This window comes from Nocardiopsis sp. YSL2, from assembly GCF_030555055.1.
Taxonomy (GTDB): domain Bacteria; phylum Actinomycetota; class Actinomycetes; order Streptosporangiales; family Streptosporangiaceae; genus Nocardiopsis.
Genome location: NZ_JAMOAO010000001.1, coordinates 4,725,691 through 4,741,831 on the forward strand (window position 1 = coordinate 4,725,691; position 16,141 = coordinate 4,741,831).

Here is a 16,141-nt window from a genome sequence, read left to right on the forward strand (position 1 = left end):
CGTTCTTCCGAAGGCTTTCGGGTGAGCCCGGAATGCTGCAGAGAACTCGACTCAGGGCGGGCGACCGGGTTCATCGGCACACGACGTCCACCCACACCAGGCGGTGGTCGGAGCTGGGGAACGGATGGTCCCCGGTGAGCCGGAAGAGCGGGTCGTCCGGCGCGGGCCAGAACACGCCCGCGCCGCGCACGCCCAGGCCCGCCGACGGCAGCACGTAGTCCGCGCGCAGGTGGCCGGTCGCCGCCGGTGCGGCCGGGTCCACGGCCGCCCTGCCCAGCCCGCCCAGACTCGCGGGACGTGGATCGGTGATGCCCGGGTGCCCCAGGAGCTGACGGATCGCCCCGGGGTGGCCGTCCCCCGCGTGGGGATCGGCGTTCAGGTCGCCCGCGATCACGAACGGCGCGCCCGGGGCCAGCCCGCCCCGGTGCCCGGCGTCGTCGTACAGGTGCGGGGCGCCCGAGGACACGTAGTCGGCCCAGAACCTGATCTCGTCGTGGTTGCGCAGGACGTTGCGGCGCTCGGGGCCGTCGAAGGCCGGGGGTGTGGGGTGACTCGCCAGCAGGTGCACGGGGCGCCGGCCGCCGACGTCCACCGGCACGTCCCAGTGGCTCTTGGACGACAGCCGCAGCACGGCCAGGGCCTCGGGGGAGTGGAACGGTTCCCCGGTTCCGGGGCGCACGGGCAGCAGGGCACCCGGCAGGTCGGCCCATCGGAACTCGCGGAAGGTGCGCACCCGGTCGGTCAGCAGCGGATACCGCGAGAACACGACCATCCCGTACTGGCCGGGGAAGAGCCCGAACCCGAACGCGTCCCCGGCGTAGGCGGCGCTGCCCGGCGTCGTGACCACCCGCCCGTCGCCGTCCAGGTCCGCCCCGGACGCCACCCCGGTGTTCACGGGCGCGGTGTACACGTACGGGAAGTCCACACCCGCCGCGCCGCCCCGGCCCACCGCCAGGTAGGAGTCCTGGAACAGCCGGGGACCGAGCCCGTGGGGGTCGTGGTCGAACTCGGTGACCAGCAGTACGTCGGGGCGCACCCACTGGACGATCTCTGCGACGTTGCCGATCTGCGCGTGCCCCGGCGCGGACAGATCCTTCAGTAGGGTCCCCGGGGTCGGGCGCGACAGGGCGGCGTTGAACGTGGCGAAGCGCACCGCGCCCTCGGCCGGGGGCGGTGGCACCGACGGCGACGGCCCCGGGGCGGGAGGGACGGGGCGCACCCCGGACGGCGCCAGCACGAGGGTGGCGGTCGAGCTGCGGTGACGCATGGACGGGGATCCTCTCGCGGGCGGGGTGGGGGAACGGTACCGCCGGGCGGGCGGACCGTGTGTCCACAGGCGCGGAAAGGGCCTTCGACCGGCCCTCCTCGGCCCTGTGGGCACCGATGGAACCGATCGAACCCGTTCGTCCGTTCCGGACCGCGCCGGTGGGGCCGCCTGGGCTGCCTCGTCGACGGGCACGACGCCGCCCCCGCCTGCCTCAAGGAACGCACCGACTGCGCCGCCGGCGTGCCTCCGCCCACCGGTCACGGCCGAGGCCCCTCCCCACCACCGGTGACGGCGCGGAGCCCGGGTGCTGCGGAGCCGACGGACGCCGTCCGGCTCGCCGTCGGCTCGGCATCGACCCAGGACACGTATGTCGGGGCGTTCCCACGAGTGCATACCCGAAGGGCGGAGCGGAGGGATCCGAACCGTCCGTGAAGGGGAAGGGCATCCCCTGTCAGGACGACACGTCCGTCGCTGAAGTACTGGCCCCAGGCGAGGATGACCCCGTCGTGCTCGTCGTAGTCCATGGCCAGGACCGCGAACCTGCGAGGGGCCTCTTCGGAGGCCAGAGCATCGGCTTCGGCATGTAGGGCTTCGGGGGTGATAGCTGGAAGCGAGGTCTGACGCGTGCTGTTGGTCTCCATGCGTCGAGGTTGGAACACGAGCGTCACCCTGCGCTACCGATACCCGCTCACCACGGGAGCCGTGGGTTCCCGTCCGAAATGCCTGACGGACGTGTGGAGCGCTGTGGGTAGCCGCCATCCGCTGTGACCACCGCCGAAGCGACCGTGGACGGGTGACTGAACCCGGCCTGTGGAAAACCCACACCGAACGTCAACGCGGAACTACGCTGGGAAGGCCGGTTCGCTGCGATCGGCCCCGTGATAACCCCCCCTCGCCCCTCCCGGAGTGCTGTCATGACCGATCTGCGGATCGTGCCTGAGGAAGAGCCGGACGAGCCGGAGCGCCCGACTCCCCTGGCGCTCAGGTACTACGCGAGCGAACTCAAGCGCCATCGCGAGGCGGCGGGACTGACGCAGGCGCAGCTTGCCGATCAGATCCCGTACTCCAAGTCCATGGTCTCGATGATCGAGACCGCCAAGCGGTCACCGCTGGACGCCCGCGAGGGTGACCCGGTCACGTCCAAGTTCACGGAGTACTGCGACGAGGTGCTGAACACCGGAGGAGCCCTCGGTCGGATACTGCCCCTGCTGGAAAACGCCAACGAGGTCTACAAGAGCTGGTTCAGGCCCTACGCGAACCTTGAAGCCGAGGCCGTTGTGATCTACAGCTATGAAGCGCAGACGGTTCCAGGCATCTTCCAGACGGAATCGTATGCGCGTGCGGTTCTGGCGTCCGGTCGTCCCTTCATGGGGGATGGAGAGGTCGACCGTCAGACCACGGCCAGGATGCGGCGCCAGCAGATCCTTTTCCGAGACGACCCTCCGACGATCTTCGCGGTGCTGGAGGAAAGTGTGCTTCGGCGTCCGGTCGGTGGCCGCGCTGTACTGAAGGAACAGATCGCAAGGCTGGTGGAGCTGGCACTGAGTCCGTTCGTGACAATGGGGGTCATGCCGATCGAGGTGACCGAGCATGCGGGCCTGGACGGCTCGTGGTGCATCCTTGACTTCGCCGACGATGATTCGCTCTTGTACGTCGAGGCGGGAGGGGCTGCCACAATGTCCACTCAGGCGCAGGATGTCCGTCCTATGAGGCAGGCATTCGATGTCCTGTGCATGCAGTCGATGACGCCCGGTGCCTCGATCGACCTGTTGGACACGATTGCGGGAGAGCTATGACCGAAGCGTGTAAGGCCCCTGACTTCGAGTGGCGGAAGTCGAGCTACAGCGGGAGCAAGGGGGGGAACTGCGTGGAGGTGGCTGAGGGCGCGTGCCACATGCATCTTCGCGACTCCAAGAACCCCGGTCTGGGCTACTTCTCTTTCGGCACAGGTGAGTGGGGTGCCCTCCTCTGGTCCGCTGAGCGCGGTTGACCCTTCGGAAGCCTCGGTGTTCGACTTCGCTCGATGAGGGAGTGGCTGGCGTCAGCGTTGCTCTTGAGACGCACGTCTGGCAACAGGGCGCGTGGTCGAAGCGGCGGATCCTGGTCACAACTTCGGTTGTGGGTGGGAGGGTCGTGCGTCCTGGTGGCCGACACCCCCGACGTGGTCGCCGTCCGTGACTCCAAGAACCCGGCCATGGCGGCGCTGCGGTTCACCAGGTCGAGGATGGACGCCTTCGTCCGTCACTACGCCCGTGAGAACAACAACATGACCCAGTGCTGCTGCTCGTGGCCGGGCTCGCATCTTCACGGTGCGGGCCCGGTTCGTTGCCCACAGGGGGCCGCGAGAGTCGTGGGAAAGTCGTAGGCTCAGGAGCATCACCTGTCCGTCCACCCTCCTGGGGGCACCCGAACCATGGCCGATTCCTTCGCCCATCTGCACGTCCACACCGAGTACTCGATGCTGGACGGGGCCGCCAAGCTCAAGCCTCTGTTCAAGGAGGCCGCGCGGTTGGAGATGCCGGCGGTCGCCATGACCGACCACGGCAACATGTTCGGGGCGTACGAGTTCTACCAGCAGTCCAAGGGCTCGGGTGTCAAGCCCATCATCGGCATCGAGGCCTACGTCGCCCCGGAGTCGCGCTTCCACAAGAAGCGGGTGTTCTGGGGCCGGGCCAGCGGTTCCGACGACGCGGCCGCCGAGGGCGGCAAGGACATCTCCGGTGGTGGCCGCTACCTGCACATGACGATGCTGGCGCAGAACGCGACCGGGCTGCGCAACCTCTTCAAGATGTCCTCGCTGGCGTCCATGGAGGGCTACTACATGAAGCCCCGCATGGACTTGGACCTCATGGCGGAGAACAGTGAGGGCATCATCGTCTCGACGGGGTGTCCGTCGGGCGGCGTGCAGACCCGTCTGAGGCTGGGGCAGGAGAAGGAGGCGATCGAGTACGCCGCCAAGCTCCAGGACATCTTCGGCAAGGAGAACGTCTTCCTGGAGCTGATGGACCACGGCGTGGACATCGAGAAGCAGGTCCGCGACGGCCTGCTCAAGGTCGGCCGCGAGCTGGACATCCCGCCGCTGGTGACCAACGACTCCCACTACGTCTACGAGAGCCAGGCCTCCGCGCACGACGCCCTGCTGGCCGTGGGAGTGGGCAAGAACCTGGACGACCCCACCCGGTTCCGGTTCAACGGCTCGGGCTACTACCTCAAGACCCCGGACGAGATGCGGGGCCTGCTCAACTTCGACGAGTGGGCCCAGGGGTGCAAGAACACCCTGCTCATCGCCGAGCGGATCGAGCCCGACGCCTATGACTCGGTGTTCGCCCACCGCGACCTCATGCCCGCCTTCCCCATCCCCGAGGGCGAGACCGAGTCGTCCTGGCTGCGCAAGGAGGTCGAGCGCTGCCTGCCGAGCCGCTACCCCGACGGTGTCAGCGACGAGTACCGGCAGCGCGTCGACTACGAACTCGGCATCATCAACGAGATGGGCTTCCCGGCCTACTTCCTCGTCGTCGCCGACATCTGCCAGTACGCGCGCCGGGAGGGCATCGCCCTGGGCCCGGGCCGTGGATCGGCGGCCGGGTCGATGATCGCCTATGTCCTGGGCATCACCGACCTGGACCCGATGGCGCACGGCCTGCTGTTCGAGCGGTTCCTCAACCCGGAACGCGTCAGCATGCCCGATGTCGACCTCGACTTCGACGAGCGTCGGCGCACCGAGATGATCGACTACGTCACCCGCCTGTACGGCGAGGAGCGCGTCGCGCAGATCCTCACCTTCGGCACCATCAAGGCCAAGGCCGCGGTGAAGGACTCCACCCGCATCCTCGGCATGCCCTATTCGGTCGGCGACCAGATCACCAAGGCCTTCCCCGCCGCCGTGGGCGGGGCGGAGATCCCGCTGGACGCGGTGTTCAACACCGACCACGAGCGGTACCCGGAGACCACGGAGCTGCGCAACCTGGTCGACAACGACCCCCAGGTCTCCAAGGTCATGGAGACCGCGCGCGGTATCGAGGGCCTGACCCGCGGAACGGGCGTCCACGCCGCCGGCGTGATCCTCTCCCGCGACCCGCTGCTCGACGTCATCCCGCTGCACAAGCGCGACACCGACGGCGCCATCATCACCGGCTTTCCCTACCCTCAGTGCGAGGACATGGGTCTGCTCAAGATGGACTTCCTGGGCCTGCGCAACCTCACGATCATCGACGACGCGGTCAAGAGCATCAAGGAAGCCGACGGCGTGGACCTGGACATGTCCAAGGTCCCCCTCGACGACAAGAAGGCGTACAAGCTCCTGGCCCGTGGTGACACCCTGGGCGTGTTCCAGCTGGACGGTGGCGCGATGCGCAACCTGCTCAAGCGGATGGAACCGAAGAACTTCGGCGACATCACGGCCGTGATCTCGCTGTACCGGCCCGGTCCGATGGCGGCCAACGCGCACAACGACTACGCGGACAGGTCGAACGGGCGCCAGGACGTCACCCCGATCCACCCCGAGCTGAAGGACGCGCTGGACCCGATCCTCGGCGAGACGTATCACCTGATCGTCTACCAGGAGCAGATCATGGCCATCGCCCAGCAGATGGCCGGGTACAGCCTGGGCGGCGCCGACCTGATGCGCCGGGCCATGGGCAAGAAGAAGAAGGAGGCCCTGGAGAAGGAGTACGAGAAGTTCTCCGCCGGGATGATCGAGAAGGGCTTCTCCCGGGAGTCCATGCAGGCGATCTGGGACGTCATGCTCCCGTTCGCCGGGTACGCGTTCAACAAGTCGCACGCGGCCGGATACGCCCTCGTCGCGTACTGGACCGCCTACCTCAAGGCCAACTACCCGGCCGCGTACATGGCCGCGCTGCTGACCTCGGTCAGTGACGACAAGGACAAGATGGCGGTCTACCTGGCCGAGTGCCGCGCACAGGGCATCAAGGTGCTGCCGCCGGACGTCAACGAGTCGGGTCTGCGCTTCACCCCGGTCGGCAGGGACATCCGCTTCGGTATGGGCGCGGTCCGCAACGTCGGCGCGAACGTGGTCAACTCGATCATCAAGACCCGCACGGAGAAGGGCAAGTTCACCTCCTTCACCGACTTCCTGTCCAAGATCGAGCTCGCTGCCTGCAACAAGAGGGTCATCGAGTCGCTGGTCAAGGCGGGCGGGTTCGACTCCCTGGGGCAGCCGCGGCGTGAGCTGTACCGCCACCACGAGACCGCGGTCGACGGCATGATCAGTTCCAAGAAGCAGGAGGCGCACGGCCAGTTCGACCTGTTCGGCGGGGGCGAGGGAGAAGAGGACTCCACTCCCATCGGGCTCAACATCAACTGGGGCGACGAGGAGTGGGACCGCAAGACCAAGCTCGCCTTCGAGCGGGAGATGCTGGGCCTGTACGTCTCCAGCCACCCGCTGGCCGGGGCCGAGCGGGTCCTGGCGCGCTCGCGGGACACCTCCATCGCGCAGGTCGTGGCCGGGGAGATGGCACGCGAACGCGGTGAGGTGCGGATCGCGGGGCTGATCTCCAAGGTGGACAAGCGCACCAACAAGGCGGGCAACCAGTGGGCGATCGCCACGGTGGAGGACCTGGACGCCTCGATGGAGGTCCTGTTCTTCCCCAAGACGTATCCGCTGTACGTGGACGCCCTGCTGGAGGACACCGCGGTCACCGTCAAGGGCCGGCTCAACGACCGCGACGGCACGTACTCGATGTTCGCCTCGGAGATGTCCATCCTGGACATCTCCCACGTCACCGAGGGCGAGCCTCCGGTCCTGCTGACCGTGGACGAGAAGCGGCTCACCCCGGAGCTCGTGGCCGACCTGCGCCAGGTGCTGGACACGCACAAGGGCGAGACCCCGGTGCGCATCCGGGTCGACAACCCGGTCCGCTCGCGGATCTACGCCGTGGACCGGTACACGGTGCGGATCTCCCCGGAGTTCAACGGTGAGATGAAGAGCCTGCTGGGGGCGTACGCGGTCGACTACTGACCGCCGGACCCCCGAGAACCCCGAAGTCCCCGCGTGCCCTCAGGCGCGCGGGGACTTCTTCGTGTCCGCTGGAGGAGAACGCCGCCGGTCTCACTCCGCCGGTCTCACTCCGCCCTGGGAGGCGGTGGCCGACGCCTACGCCGACTGCCGGTCCCGCTACGAGCCGTTCGTGTCCGTGCGGCCCGAGGTCACGCGGCGCGCGCTCCTCACGCGCTGTGCAGGACCTCCGCGTGGCGCATGTCGTGGACCTCGGTGATCCGGGCGAAGAACGCGGCGGAGGCCGGATCCGCGGGGATCTCCTCAGCGGCGCGCTCGGCGGCCTCGCGGCCGGCCCACAGGATGACGTCTCCGATGCTGCCGTCGTCATAGCGCACCAGGTGGGCGCTGACGAAGTCGGTACCGTACCGCTCGCGCAGGCGCGCCACGAGTGCGTCCCGTTCCGCGGTCAGCGCCTCGGCGTCGTCGGTCTCGAAGCGCACGTACTCCAGTGTCATGCCGATCCGTCCCTCTGCTCGTCGTGATGTCACGGATTTAAGATCCTGAATCCGTGACGTGAAGGTATCACGGATTCAGGAAGGCGAACCCGGTAGATTGGTGGCATGGTGCTGCGTGAGTTCGACGACATGCCGTGGATCGGCCACGAACATCCCGTCCTCGACCTGACCAACACGGTGGTCATCGGCGCCGGGCCCGGGCACGGTGACATCGACTTCCTCGACGACCCCGGGCTCCGCGACGTGTGGCGCGCACGACTCGGCGACCGCGCGCTCGCCGGGGAACCGACCACGGCGCTGCGGTCCCTGCGGACGCTCGTCCGAAGCGCTGTGGACTCCGTGGCGGGAGGCGGGGCGGTGCCCGATCACGCGCGCGAGGGCCTCAACGCCCTGGCCGCCGGGGCCCCCGTGGCCGTGCGCCTGGAAGCGGACGGTCGGCTCCGGTACGCCGAGGCCGGCGGCGACGCCTGCGCCGCCCTGGCCCGGTGCGCGCTCGAACTCGTGGCGGGGGAGGGGCGCGAACGCCTGCGCCGCTGCGACGCGCCCAGCTGCGGCATGTACTTCCTGCGCACGCGGAGAGACCAGGCGTGGTGCTCGGTGCCCTGCGGCAACCGGGTGCGCGCCGGTCGGCGCCGACCGGTCGCCTGACGGCGCGCCTGCTCCCGCACCCGCTTGGGCCGGTGTGTGCGCGGGGCGGACCTATTGGCCGGTGGTGCCGTCGGCGAGCTCGCGGAGCAGGTCCAGGTGCCCGTTGTGGCGGGCGGTCTCCTCGATCATGTGCAGGAGCACCCACCGCAGGGTCGTGCGCCCCCGATGGTCGGTGACGGCCCGGGCGTAGCTGCCGAGTTCGAGCCGGGTGGCGATCTCTCGGGAGCGCGCGCACTGGGCGTCGTACTCGTCCAGGAGTTCTGTGAGCGGGCGGTGCAGCCCGACCCGGAACTCCCCGTCGGGATCCGCCGCGGAGCAGGGTGCCAGGTCCGGCTGGTTGAGGAGGACCACCTCGAACCAGTACGCCTCCACCCAGCGCAGGTGGGAGACGATGCCGCCGATGCTCGTCAGCGGGGACGCGGGCAGGGGCGTGGCCGAGGACAGCTCGGGGGCCAGGCCGGCGCACTTGACGCGTACCGTGGCCCGGTGCCAGTCCAGCCAGGACAGGAGCATCGTGCGTTCGTCCGCGGCCATCGGCGGGTCGACACGCGGAGTCGCGGACAGGGTGGCGGGGCGGGTCATGTCGCTCATGCCGGTATTCTCCTTCCGGCCATGCCCCGCAGCCACTGGTTTTCGGGGCGACGGGGACGGGGAGGACCGGATGACGGAGGACAGGCGGCCCGCGGGGGCACGACGCCGACTGATCGTGGGGGCGTCCCTGTTCGGAGGCATGGTGCTGCTGGGTGTGCTCCTGGGGCCGCTGTGGTGGGAACTGGTCCCCGTCCGGGCCGAGGGCACCGCACTCGGCGACGGCGAGGTCTTCACCGGGACCAGTCAGGACGTGTTCGCCGGTGAGGGCTACTTCGTCGTCATGACCGCGATCGCCGGGCTCGTCACCGGATACGCCGCCTACATGGTGCAGTTCCCGCTCGCGCGGCGCCGGCCCCTGGACCTGCGGATGGTGTGCCTGTTGGCGGGGTTCGCGGGCTCGGTCGCGGGCACCCTCCTCACCTGGCGGATCGGCACGGCCCTGGACGCCCCGCTGCACGCCGCCCTGGCGGCGGCCGAACCCGGGGACGGCGTCGAGGTCGGCCTGCGCCTGCGTGCCACCGCCTTCCTGGTGGCCTGGCCCTTCGTCTTCGTCCTGCAGTACGCACTGCTGGACCTGATCAGTGCGATCCGCCGGGACCAGCCCGGCCTACCGGTACCGGAGCTGGACCCGGCCGCCGTCGCCACGGCGCCCGACCCCGGCCCCGCGTCCGCGCGCGGCCGGGCCGAAGGCCGCGACGCGACCTCCGCGCAGGACCCGAGCACCGCTCCGGAAGCCGTCCACGGCGCCGAGCCCGGGCGCTCCGGGGGTCCCGGCACGCCGCAGGCCCCGGAGCGGGGCGGCCTCACGTCGCATCCGCCCGCGCACCGGGGCCCGTCCGAGGGCGACCCGCGGGCCGAGGAGGTCTGACCCCCCCACGGTCACAGGGTCTGGACCGAGCCCTCGTACATGGCGTCGAGCAGGTCCCGGTACTTGTCCTCGACCGCTCTGCGCCGCATCTTCAGGCTGGGCGTGATCTCTCCCTCGTCCACGGTGAGCTCTCGGGGCAGGATCGTGAACCGCTTGATGGTCTCGTGCCGCGGCAGGTCCCGGTTGAGCGCGTCGATGGCCTCCTGCACCATCTGGTGCACCCTGGGCTCCTTGACCAGCCCGGCGTAGTCCAGGGCGCCCAGGCCGTTCTCCTGCGCCCACACCTCGATCGCCTCGGGGTCCAGGGCCACCAGCGCCACGCAGTAGGCGCGCCGGTCGCCGTGCACGACGAAGTTGCTGATGTAGGGGCACAGCGACTTGAACCGGCTCTCGATCCCCTGCGGCGCCACGTACTTGCCGCCGGAGGTCTTGATCAGCTCCTTCTTGCGGTCGGTGATCCGCAGCCGGCCGTCCTCCAGGACGCCGATGTCGCCGGTGGCGAACCAGCCGTCCTCGGTGAGCACCTCCTCGGTGGCACCGGAGAGGTTGTGGTAGCCGCGCATCACGCCGCCGCCGCGCACCAGCACCTCGCCGTCCTCGGCGATCCGGACCTCCGTACCCGGCATGGGGAGGCCGACCGTGCCGAAGCGCACGTCGCCCGGCCGGTTGACGAAGGTGCCCGCGCTGGTCTCGGTGAGCCCGTACCCCTCCAGGATGGTCACGCCGGCGCCGTAGAAGAAGCGCCCGATCTCCGGAGCGAGGGGCGCGCTTCCCGACACGAAGAACTTGAGCCGACCGCCGAACCGGGCCCGCAGCTTGCTGAACACCAACCGGTCGGCCACCGCGTGCTGCAGGGCGAGCAGGCCCGCGGGCTCCTTGCCCCGCTCCCTGACCCGGGCGACCCGTTCGCCCACGCCGACGGCCCAGGTGAAGATGCGGAACTTGGCGGCCCCGCCCTCCTTGGCCTGCATGACCACCCGGTTGTACACCTTCTCGAAGATGCGCGGAGCCGCCGCCATGAACGTGGGCCGCACGATCGCCAGGTTGTCGACGATCTTGTCGACGCGCCCGTCCACCGCCGTCCTGAACCCCATGCGCAACTGGCTGACCTGCATGTACTTGCCGAAGACGTGCGACAGCGGCAGCCACAGGTACTGCACGTCGTCGCCGGTCATCAGGTCGTGGCCCTGCGCCTTCACCTCCTCGCCGAGGTCGTGGACCGCCTGTGCCTCGTACAGCCAGTTGGCGTGGTCCAGCCGGACGCCCTTGGGCCGCCCGGTGGTGCCGGAGGTGTAGATGAGGGTGGCCAGATGGTCGGGCCGGACCGCGTCCACGAGCTCGTCGAACAGGTCGGGCCTCTCCGCGGCCAGCTCGGCGCCCCTGGCCTCCAGCTCGGCCAGGGTGATGACCCAGTCGCCGTCCCCCTCGCCGTCGAAGACCACGACCTTGGACAGTCCTGGCATCTGGGGGCGCTGGCCGACGAGCTTGGCCACCTGCTCGGCGTCCTCGGCGAAGGCGATCATGCTGCCCGAGTCGGAGACGATGTAGGCACAGTCGGGCGGTGTGGAGGAGGGGTAGATGGTGGTGACGGCACCGCCGGCGCACAGCACGCCGAGGTCGGCCAGGATCCACTCGATCCTGGTACCCGCGTTGATGGCGCACCTGGCCTGGGAGGTCACACCGAGGGTGTGCAGGCCGAGCGCGATGTGGCGTACCCGGTCCAGTGTCTGCGACCAGGTGAGGGACCTCCACTCCTCCGGAGCGCCGGTCGTGTCGGGGACGGGGTAGCTGAAAGCCTCGTGGTCACCCGATTCCCGTACGCGGGAGAGGAACATGTCGGGGACGGAACGAGCGGGGGATTCACTGTTGCCCATGTCACAAAGCTACCCCTGGGTAGGGGTAGCGGCAACAGTCGGTGCGCACACTCCGTTCCCGGTCGGGCCGGACCGGTTCAGTGCGCGCCGATCGGTGCGGTGACCGCCTCGGTCAGCGAGATGAGGTCCCGCGGCGCCAGCTCCATCTGCAGCCCGCGCCGCCCGGCGGAGACGAAGACCGACGGCAGATCCGTGACAGAGGAGTCCACCACCGTCCGCAGCCGTTTGCGCTGCCCGAGCGGACTGATACCGCCGCGCACGTACCCCGTGATCTTCTCCGCGCGGGCCGGATCGGCCATCGCCGCCTTCTTGCCCCCGACCGCGGCCGCCAGCGCCTTGAGGTTGAGTGTCGTGCTCACCGGGACGACGCCCACGGTGAAGACCCCGTCCACCTCGGCGATCAGTGTCTTGAAGACCTGCGCCTGCGGGACGCCGAGCGCGTCGGCGGCGTCGGCCCCGTAGGAGTGCCCGTCGCCGTCGGCCGAATACGGATGAAGGGTGAAGGTCGTCTTGGTCCGCCCGGCGGCCACGGTCGCGGGCGTGGCTTGTGCACTCATGGATCCCCTGGTGGTTCGGCGCGCGCACGCGCGATTGTGCTTTCCGGCCCCGGCGGGGCGCCCGATCCGACGCGGACGCCCCCGGCCTGTCCAGCAATCTAAACGCCCATCCAGAAGTTCTGCGCGTAACCCCGCCTGCGGAGGCCGGAAACGGCACGTGCCGACAAGGACCCTACCGGGGGCGGAGGGAGGTCGGAACCGGCATCCGGCCCCCCGGCCGCCCCCCGTCCCGTGGCAGCGGGTAGGTGTCCGCGGTCCCGAGGTAGTCGCCGCCGACCCTGCCCAGGGCGCGCAACCGGTCGTGCATCACCCGACCGCGCCCGTCCAGGACGTCGGGGCGCACATGGAAGCAGACCACCCTGCCGATCACCAGCAGCGCGTTGCCCAGCGGCAGCGACCGTTCCAGCACGCACTCCATCGCCAGGGGGGACTCCGCGACCCGTGGCGGGGACACGTGACGGGCCGGGGCGGCCGCCGTCTCCGCCACCGCGAACTCGTCGTCCTCGGGAGGGAGGTCGGCCGACGTGGCCCGCATGGCCTCGCCCAGGGCCTCCGGCACGATGTTGACCACGAACTCCCCGGTGCTGCCGATGTTGGACGCCGTGTCCTTGGCCGCTCCGTCGTCGCGCGCCTCGATGGTCAACGACAGCATCGGCGGGTCGGTGGACACGACGGTGAAGTAGCTGAAGGGGGCGAGGTTGGCGACCCCCTCGGGGCCGAGGGTGCTGGTCCAGGCGATGGGGCGGGGCACGACACCGCCCAACAGCAGCTTGCGCGCGGTCTCGCCGGCCATGGAACCGGGGGTCAGGGTCACGTGCTCCACAGGTCCTCCTCGAACTCCTCGTGCCTGGTCGGCACACCGATGCCGCGGAAGGCCCACTCGGCGAGGGGAACGCTCAGGATCGCCACGGCGACGCCGTGGACGGGCGGGAGCCCGAAGGAGAGCTGTTCGCTGACGAAGGCGGTGGCCAGTCCGAGCAGGTAGGCGGTGGCGCAGCTCCACCGCACCGCCAGGAAGCGGACCCGGTTCAGCTGGGGCAGCCGCCCCCGCCAGACGAACAGGTGGTCACCGATGATGACGCCGCCGAGCGGAGGGATGAGGATGCCCAGCAGGACCAGGTACTGGGGCAGCGCCTCGTAGATCCCGGTCAGGGCCAGGACGATGGCGATGGCCACCCCGCCGATGATGAAGGGGCGCTTGGCCGGGACGTTGAACATCTCCGCTCCCGCGACGCCGAACGCGTAGGCGGTGTTCTCCTGGGTGGTCCACACGTTGAAGAACAGCAGGACGACGGCGGCCGCGACCAGGTTGAGCTGGAGCAGGACGGCCACGAAGTCGGTGGCCTGGAAGGCGATGGCGCCGATCGCACCGAAGAAGAGCATCAGCAGGTTGAACACCAGGAAGGCGCACAGCCCGGCGGCGAACCCGTGCCAGGGCCGACGGGCGAACCTGCTCCAGTTGGGAATCTGGGTGCCGCCGCTGACGAAGGTGCCGACCACGATGGTCACGGCCGTGGCCCAGGCGATGCTGCCCTGCTCGGCGGGCGTGACGGACGCCAGCCCGCCCCAGCCCCCCACGCTGTCCAGGGCCTCGTAGAGCACCCACAGGCACAGGATCAGCATCAGGGGGACGGACAGGCCGCTGAGGAGTTCCAGGCCGCGGTAGCCGTAGTAGGCGGTCACGCCGGTCAGGACGGAGCTGAGCACGACCACCAGCCACGTGTACTCCTCGAATCCGAACGCCTGGACCAGGAGCTCGGACAGGAACACGGCCGTCACCGCGTACCAGCACACCTGGGTCCCGCCCAACAGGACGCTGGCGTACTTGGCGCCGTAGCGGCCCAGGCTGTAGCGGGCCAGCAGGACCGTGGTCAGCCCCGTGCGCGCCCCGATCAGGGAGAGCAGAGCGACGTACAGGCCCAGGATGAGGCTGCCGACCGCCAGGACGACGAGGAGGTCGTTCCAGGCGAAGGCCCCGGAGAGCCGGGCTCCGGCCAACATGGTGGGGGTGAAGAAGACGAAGCCGATCAGGACGAAGAACAGCGAGAGGAAGTTGCGGCGGGCGTGCTGGGGGACCCGGTTCTGCGGGTAGTCGTCCTCGGCGACCGTCTCGGCACGGGTACGGGCGGCGCTCACGGGCGGGTCCGCTTCATGGATGGACATGGTCTGACCTCCGGGTTCACACTGTCAGTGGTCTCGGTCACAGCCCAACCCAAACAGAGCGCTCGATGACGCGGGATAGAGAAAGCTCTAGAGAATCGTGCGTTCTGGTGGTTATATACACACCATGCTGACTCTGCGCTCCCTCGCCGCCGACCCGGCCCTCCAGTTGCGCGTCCTGGTGGAGGGCGATCGGGAGTGGGACCTGCCGGTGCGCTGGGTGCACAACACCGAACTCGCGGACCCCTCCCCGTACCTGCGCGCACACGAGCTCGTGATGACCAACGGGCTGTGGTTCTCCGGCCCCGCGTCGGCTGAGGCGTTCGTCTCCAGCGTGAGCCGCAGCGGTGGAGCGGGCATCGTCTTCGGTCTGCGCAGGGAGACCCCGCAGACCCCGCGTGAACTGGTGCGCTCCTGCCGGGACGCCGGGGTGCCGCTGCTGGAACTGGGGGTGTCGATCCCGTTCACCGAGGTGTCGCAGGCGGCGGCGGGGCGGTACGCCGAACAGCGCCAGAACGACCTGATCGACCTGGTCCGCCGCAACAACGCGCTGGTGGAGGCGGCCTCACACGGCGGGGGCATGTCGCGGGCGCTGGAGATCCTGCACCGCGACCACCCCCGCCTGCGGATGTACGTGGTGGACCGTACGGGTCGCTGTCTGGCCAGCGCCGGTGTCCGACCGGACCGGGAGGACACGGCGGCGGTCGCCCGCGCCCTGTCCAGGCGGCCGCCGCCGTTGGAGGTCGAGCCGGCTTCGGGCGGGACCGCGACGCTCTTCCTCATCGACACCCTCGGTGCGCGCGGCGGCACGGGGGCGGCCCTGGTGTGCCTGGAGGCGATGCACGAGCTGTCGGGGCCGCAACTGGAGTCGTTGGAGCAGGTGGCGCGGTTCCTGAGTCTGGAGGTCGCGCGCGAGGAGCTGACCAGGACGGTCGAGATGCGGTTCGCCGGGGAACTCCTCGACATGATCTCTTCCGGAGCGCGCGAGGAGCAGGAGGTCGTGGACCGGCTGCGCGCCTTCGGAGTGGACGGGACCGGGCCGCTGGCGGTGTGCGCCCTCGGAGTGCGGATGGGCGAGCGTGGTGCGGCGCTGAGCGAGCACGTCAGCCGCTTCTTCGTGGACGAGTTCGTCCCGGTGGCGATCGCCGAGGGCGCGCGCGACACCGTGGCCATCTTCCCGTGGGTGTGGTCCGAGGGCGAACTGACCGACTTCGCCGCGCGGCTGTCCCGGACGGTCACGGGCCGGCCGGACACCGGGGGTGCGGTGGTCGTCGGTCTGGGTTCGGTGACCGAGGGCGTCGAGGCGCTCCGCACGGGCCTGTGGGAGGCGCGGGAGTGCTGCCGGATCCTGAGCGCGCGTCCCGCGGGGCCCCTGGTGGGCAGGTTCGGTGACCTGGGCATGTACCGCCTGCTCCTGGGCCACCACGGCCCGGAGGAACTGCGCACCCTTTCGGAGGGGGTGCTCGGCCCGGTACGCGCCTACGACCAGGCCAGGGGCGGTCGGCTGGTGGCGACGCTGCGGGCCTTCCTGGACGCCGACGGCAACTGGAACGCGACGGCCGCCGCACTCCACGTGCACGTCAACACGTTGCGCAACCGCATGGCCAAGGTGACGGAGCTGACTGGGCTGGACGTGGCACGCACCCCGGAGCGCGTGGATCTGTTCCTGGCACTGGAGGCGCAGGAGTCGGCCGACCTCCGCTGA

The 16,141-nt window shown here is 69.8% G+C and carries 14 protein-coding genes; 7 read left to right on the top strand and 7 right to left on the bottom strand.

What is annotated here, in order from left to right; all coding sequences use genetic code 11:
* Positions 1 to 70 precede the first annotated feature (70 nt).
* Positions 71 to 1,267: an endonuclease/exonuclease/phosphatase family protein gene (locus M1P99_RS20760; RefSeq protein WP_304454252.1), complete on the bottom strand. Its 1,197-nt coding sequence runs from the start codon at positions 1,265 to 1,267 to the stop codon at positions 71 to 73.
* A 914-nt stretch (positions 1,268 to 2,181) separates the two neighbouring features.
* Here M1P99_RS20760 and M1P99_RS20765 point away from each other — a divergent pair.
* Genes M1P99_RS20765 through dnaE form a run of 4 tightly spaced genes read left to right on the top strand, consistent with a single transcriptional unit; the run spans position 2,182 to position 7,244 of the window.
* Positions 2,182 to 3,063, top strand: a complete 882-nt coding sequence (locus tag M1P99_RS20765) for a helix-turn-helix transcriptional regulator (protein ID WP_304454253.1) — start codon at positions 2,182 to 2,184, stop codon at positions 3,061 to 3,063.
* Positions 3,060 to 3,257: a DUF397 domain-containing protein gene (locus M1P99_RS20770; RefSeq protein ID WP_304454254.1), complete on the top strand. Its 198-nt coding sequence runs from the start codon at positions 3,060 to 3,062 to the stop codon at positions 3,255 to 3,257. Before M1P99_RS20765 ends, M1P99_RS20770 begins: the two co-directional genes overlap by 4 nt.
* Positions 3,258 to 3,290: 33 nt before the next feature.
* Complete coding sequence (locus M1P99_RS20775; RefSeq protein WP_304454255.1) at positions 3,291 to 3,632, top strand: DUF397 domain-containing protein; 342 nt, start codon at positions 3,291 to 3,293, stop codon at positions 3,630 to 3,632.
* A 48-nt stretch (positions 3,633 to 3,680) separates the two neighbouring features.
* Positions 3,681 to 7,244, top strand: a complete 3,564-nt coding sequence (gene dnaE / locus M1P99_RS20780) for a DNA polymerase III subunit alpha (RefSeq protein WP_304454256.1) — start codon at positions 3,681 to 3,683, stop codon at positions 7,242 to 7,244.
* 206 nt (positions 7,245 to 7,450) lie between these two features.
* Here the strand turns inward: dnaE and M1P99_RS20785 are convergent, their stop codons facing one another.
* A complete protein-coding gene (locus M1P99_RS20785; protein WP_304454257.1) occupies positions 7,451 to 7,738 on the bottom strand; it encodes a hypothetical protein in 288 nt (95 codons plus the stop codon).
* Between the two features lie 105 nt (positions 7,739 to 7,843).
* Here M1P99_RS20785 and M1P99_RS20790 point away from each other — a divergent pair, with 105 nt between their 5' ends.
* Positions 7,844 to 8,386, top strand: a complete 543-nt coding sequence (locus M1P99_RS20790; RefSeq protein WP_304454258.1) for an ABATE domain-containing protein — start codon at positions 7,844 to 7,846, stop codon at positions 8,384 to 8,386.
* A gap of 51 nt (positions 8,387 to 8,437) precedes the next feature.
* On the opposite strand, the gene M1P99_RS20795 is transcribed toward M1P99_RS20790, so the two are convergent.
* Positions 8,438 to 8,977 (bottom strand): DinB family protein, encoded by a 540-nt coding sequence (locus M1P99_RS20795; RefSeq protein WP_304454259.1) that lies wholly within the window; start codon positions 8,975 to 8,977, stop codon positions 8,438 to 8,440.
* A gap of 70 nt (positions 8,978 to 9,047) precedes the next feature.
* Here M1P99_RS20795 and M1P99_RS20800 point away from each other — a divergent pair, with 70 nt between their 5' ends.
* A complete protein-coding gene (locus tag M1P99_RS20800) occupies positions 9,048 to 9,845 on the top strand; it encodes a hypothetical protein (RefSeq protein WP_304454260.1) in 798 nt (265 codons plus the stop codon).
* An 11-nt stretch (positions 9,846 to 9,856) separates the two neighbouring features.
* On the opposite strand, the gene M1P99_RS20805 is transcribed toward M1P99_RS20800, so the two are convergent.
* The 4 genes from M1P99_RS20805 to codB form a co-directional block, all read right to left on the bottom strand.
* A complete protein-coding gene (locus M1P99_RS20805) occupies positions 9,857 to 11,719 on the bottom strand; it encodes a long-chain fatty acid--CoA ligase (RefSeq protein ID WP_304454261.1) in 1,863 nt (620 codons plus the stop codon).
* A gap of 77 nt (positions 11,720 to 11,796) precedes the next feature.
* Positions 11,797 to 12,249, bottom strand: coding sequence for a Cys-tRNA(Pro) deacylase (gene ybaK / locus M1P99_RS20810; RefSeq protein ID WP_304455780.1), 453 nt, complete (start codon positions 12,247 to 12,249; stop codon positions 11,797 to 11,799).
* Between the two features lie 199 nt (positions 12,250 to 12,448).
* Positions 12,449 to 13,099 carry a flavin reductase family protein gene (locus M1P99_RS20815; RefSeq protein ID WP_304454262.1) on the bottom strand — a complete coding sequence of 217 codons (651 nt, stop codon included), beginning with the start codon at positions 13,097 to 13,099 and terminating at the stop codon, positions 12,449 to 12,451.
* Positions 13,087 to 14,439 carry a cytosine permease gene (gene codB / locus M1P99_RS20820; RefSeq protein WP_304454263.1) on the bottom strand — a complete coding sequence of 451 codons (1,353 nt, stop codon included), beginning with the start codon at positions 14,437 to 14,439 and terminating at the stop codon, positions 13,087 to 13,089. The genes M1P99_RS20815 and codB overlap by 13 nt, the downstream gene beginning before the upstream one ends.
* A gap of 124 nt (positions 14,440 to 14,563) precedes the next feature.
* Between codB and M1P99_RS20825 the strand changes: the two genes are divergently transcribed.
* Positions 14,564 to 16,141, top strand: coding sequence for a helix-turn-helix domain-containing protein (locus M1P99_RS20825; RefSeq protein ID WP_304454264.1), 1,578 nt, complete (start codon positions 14,564 to 14,566; stop codon positions 16,139 to 16,141).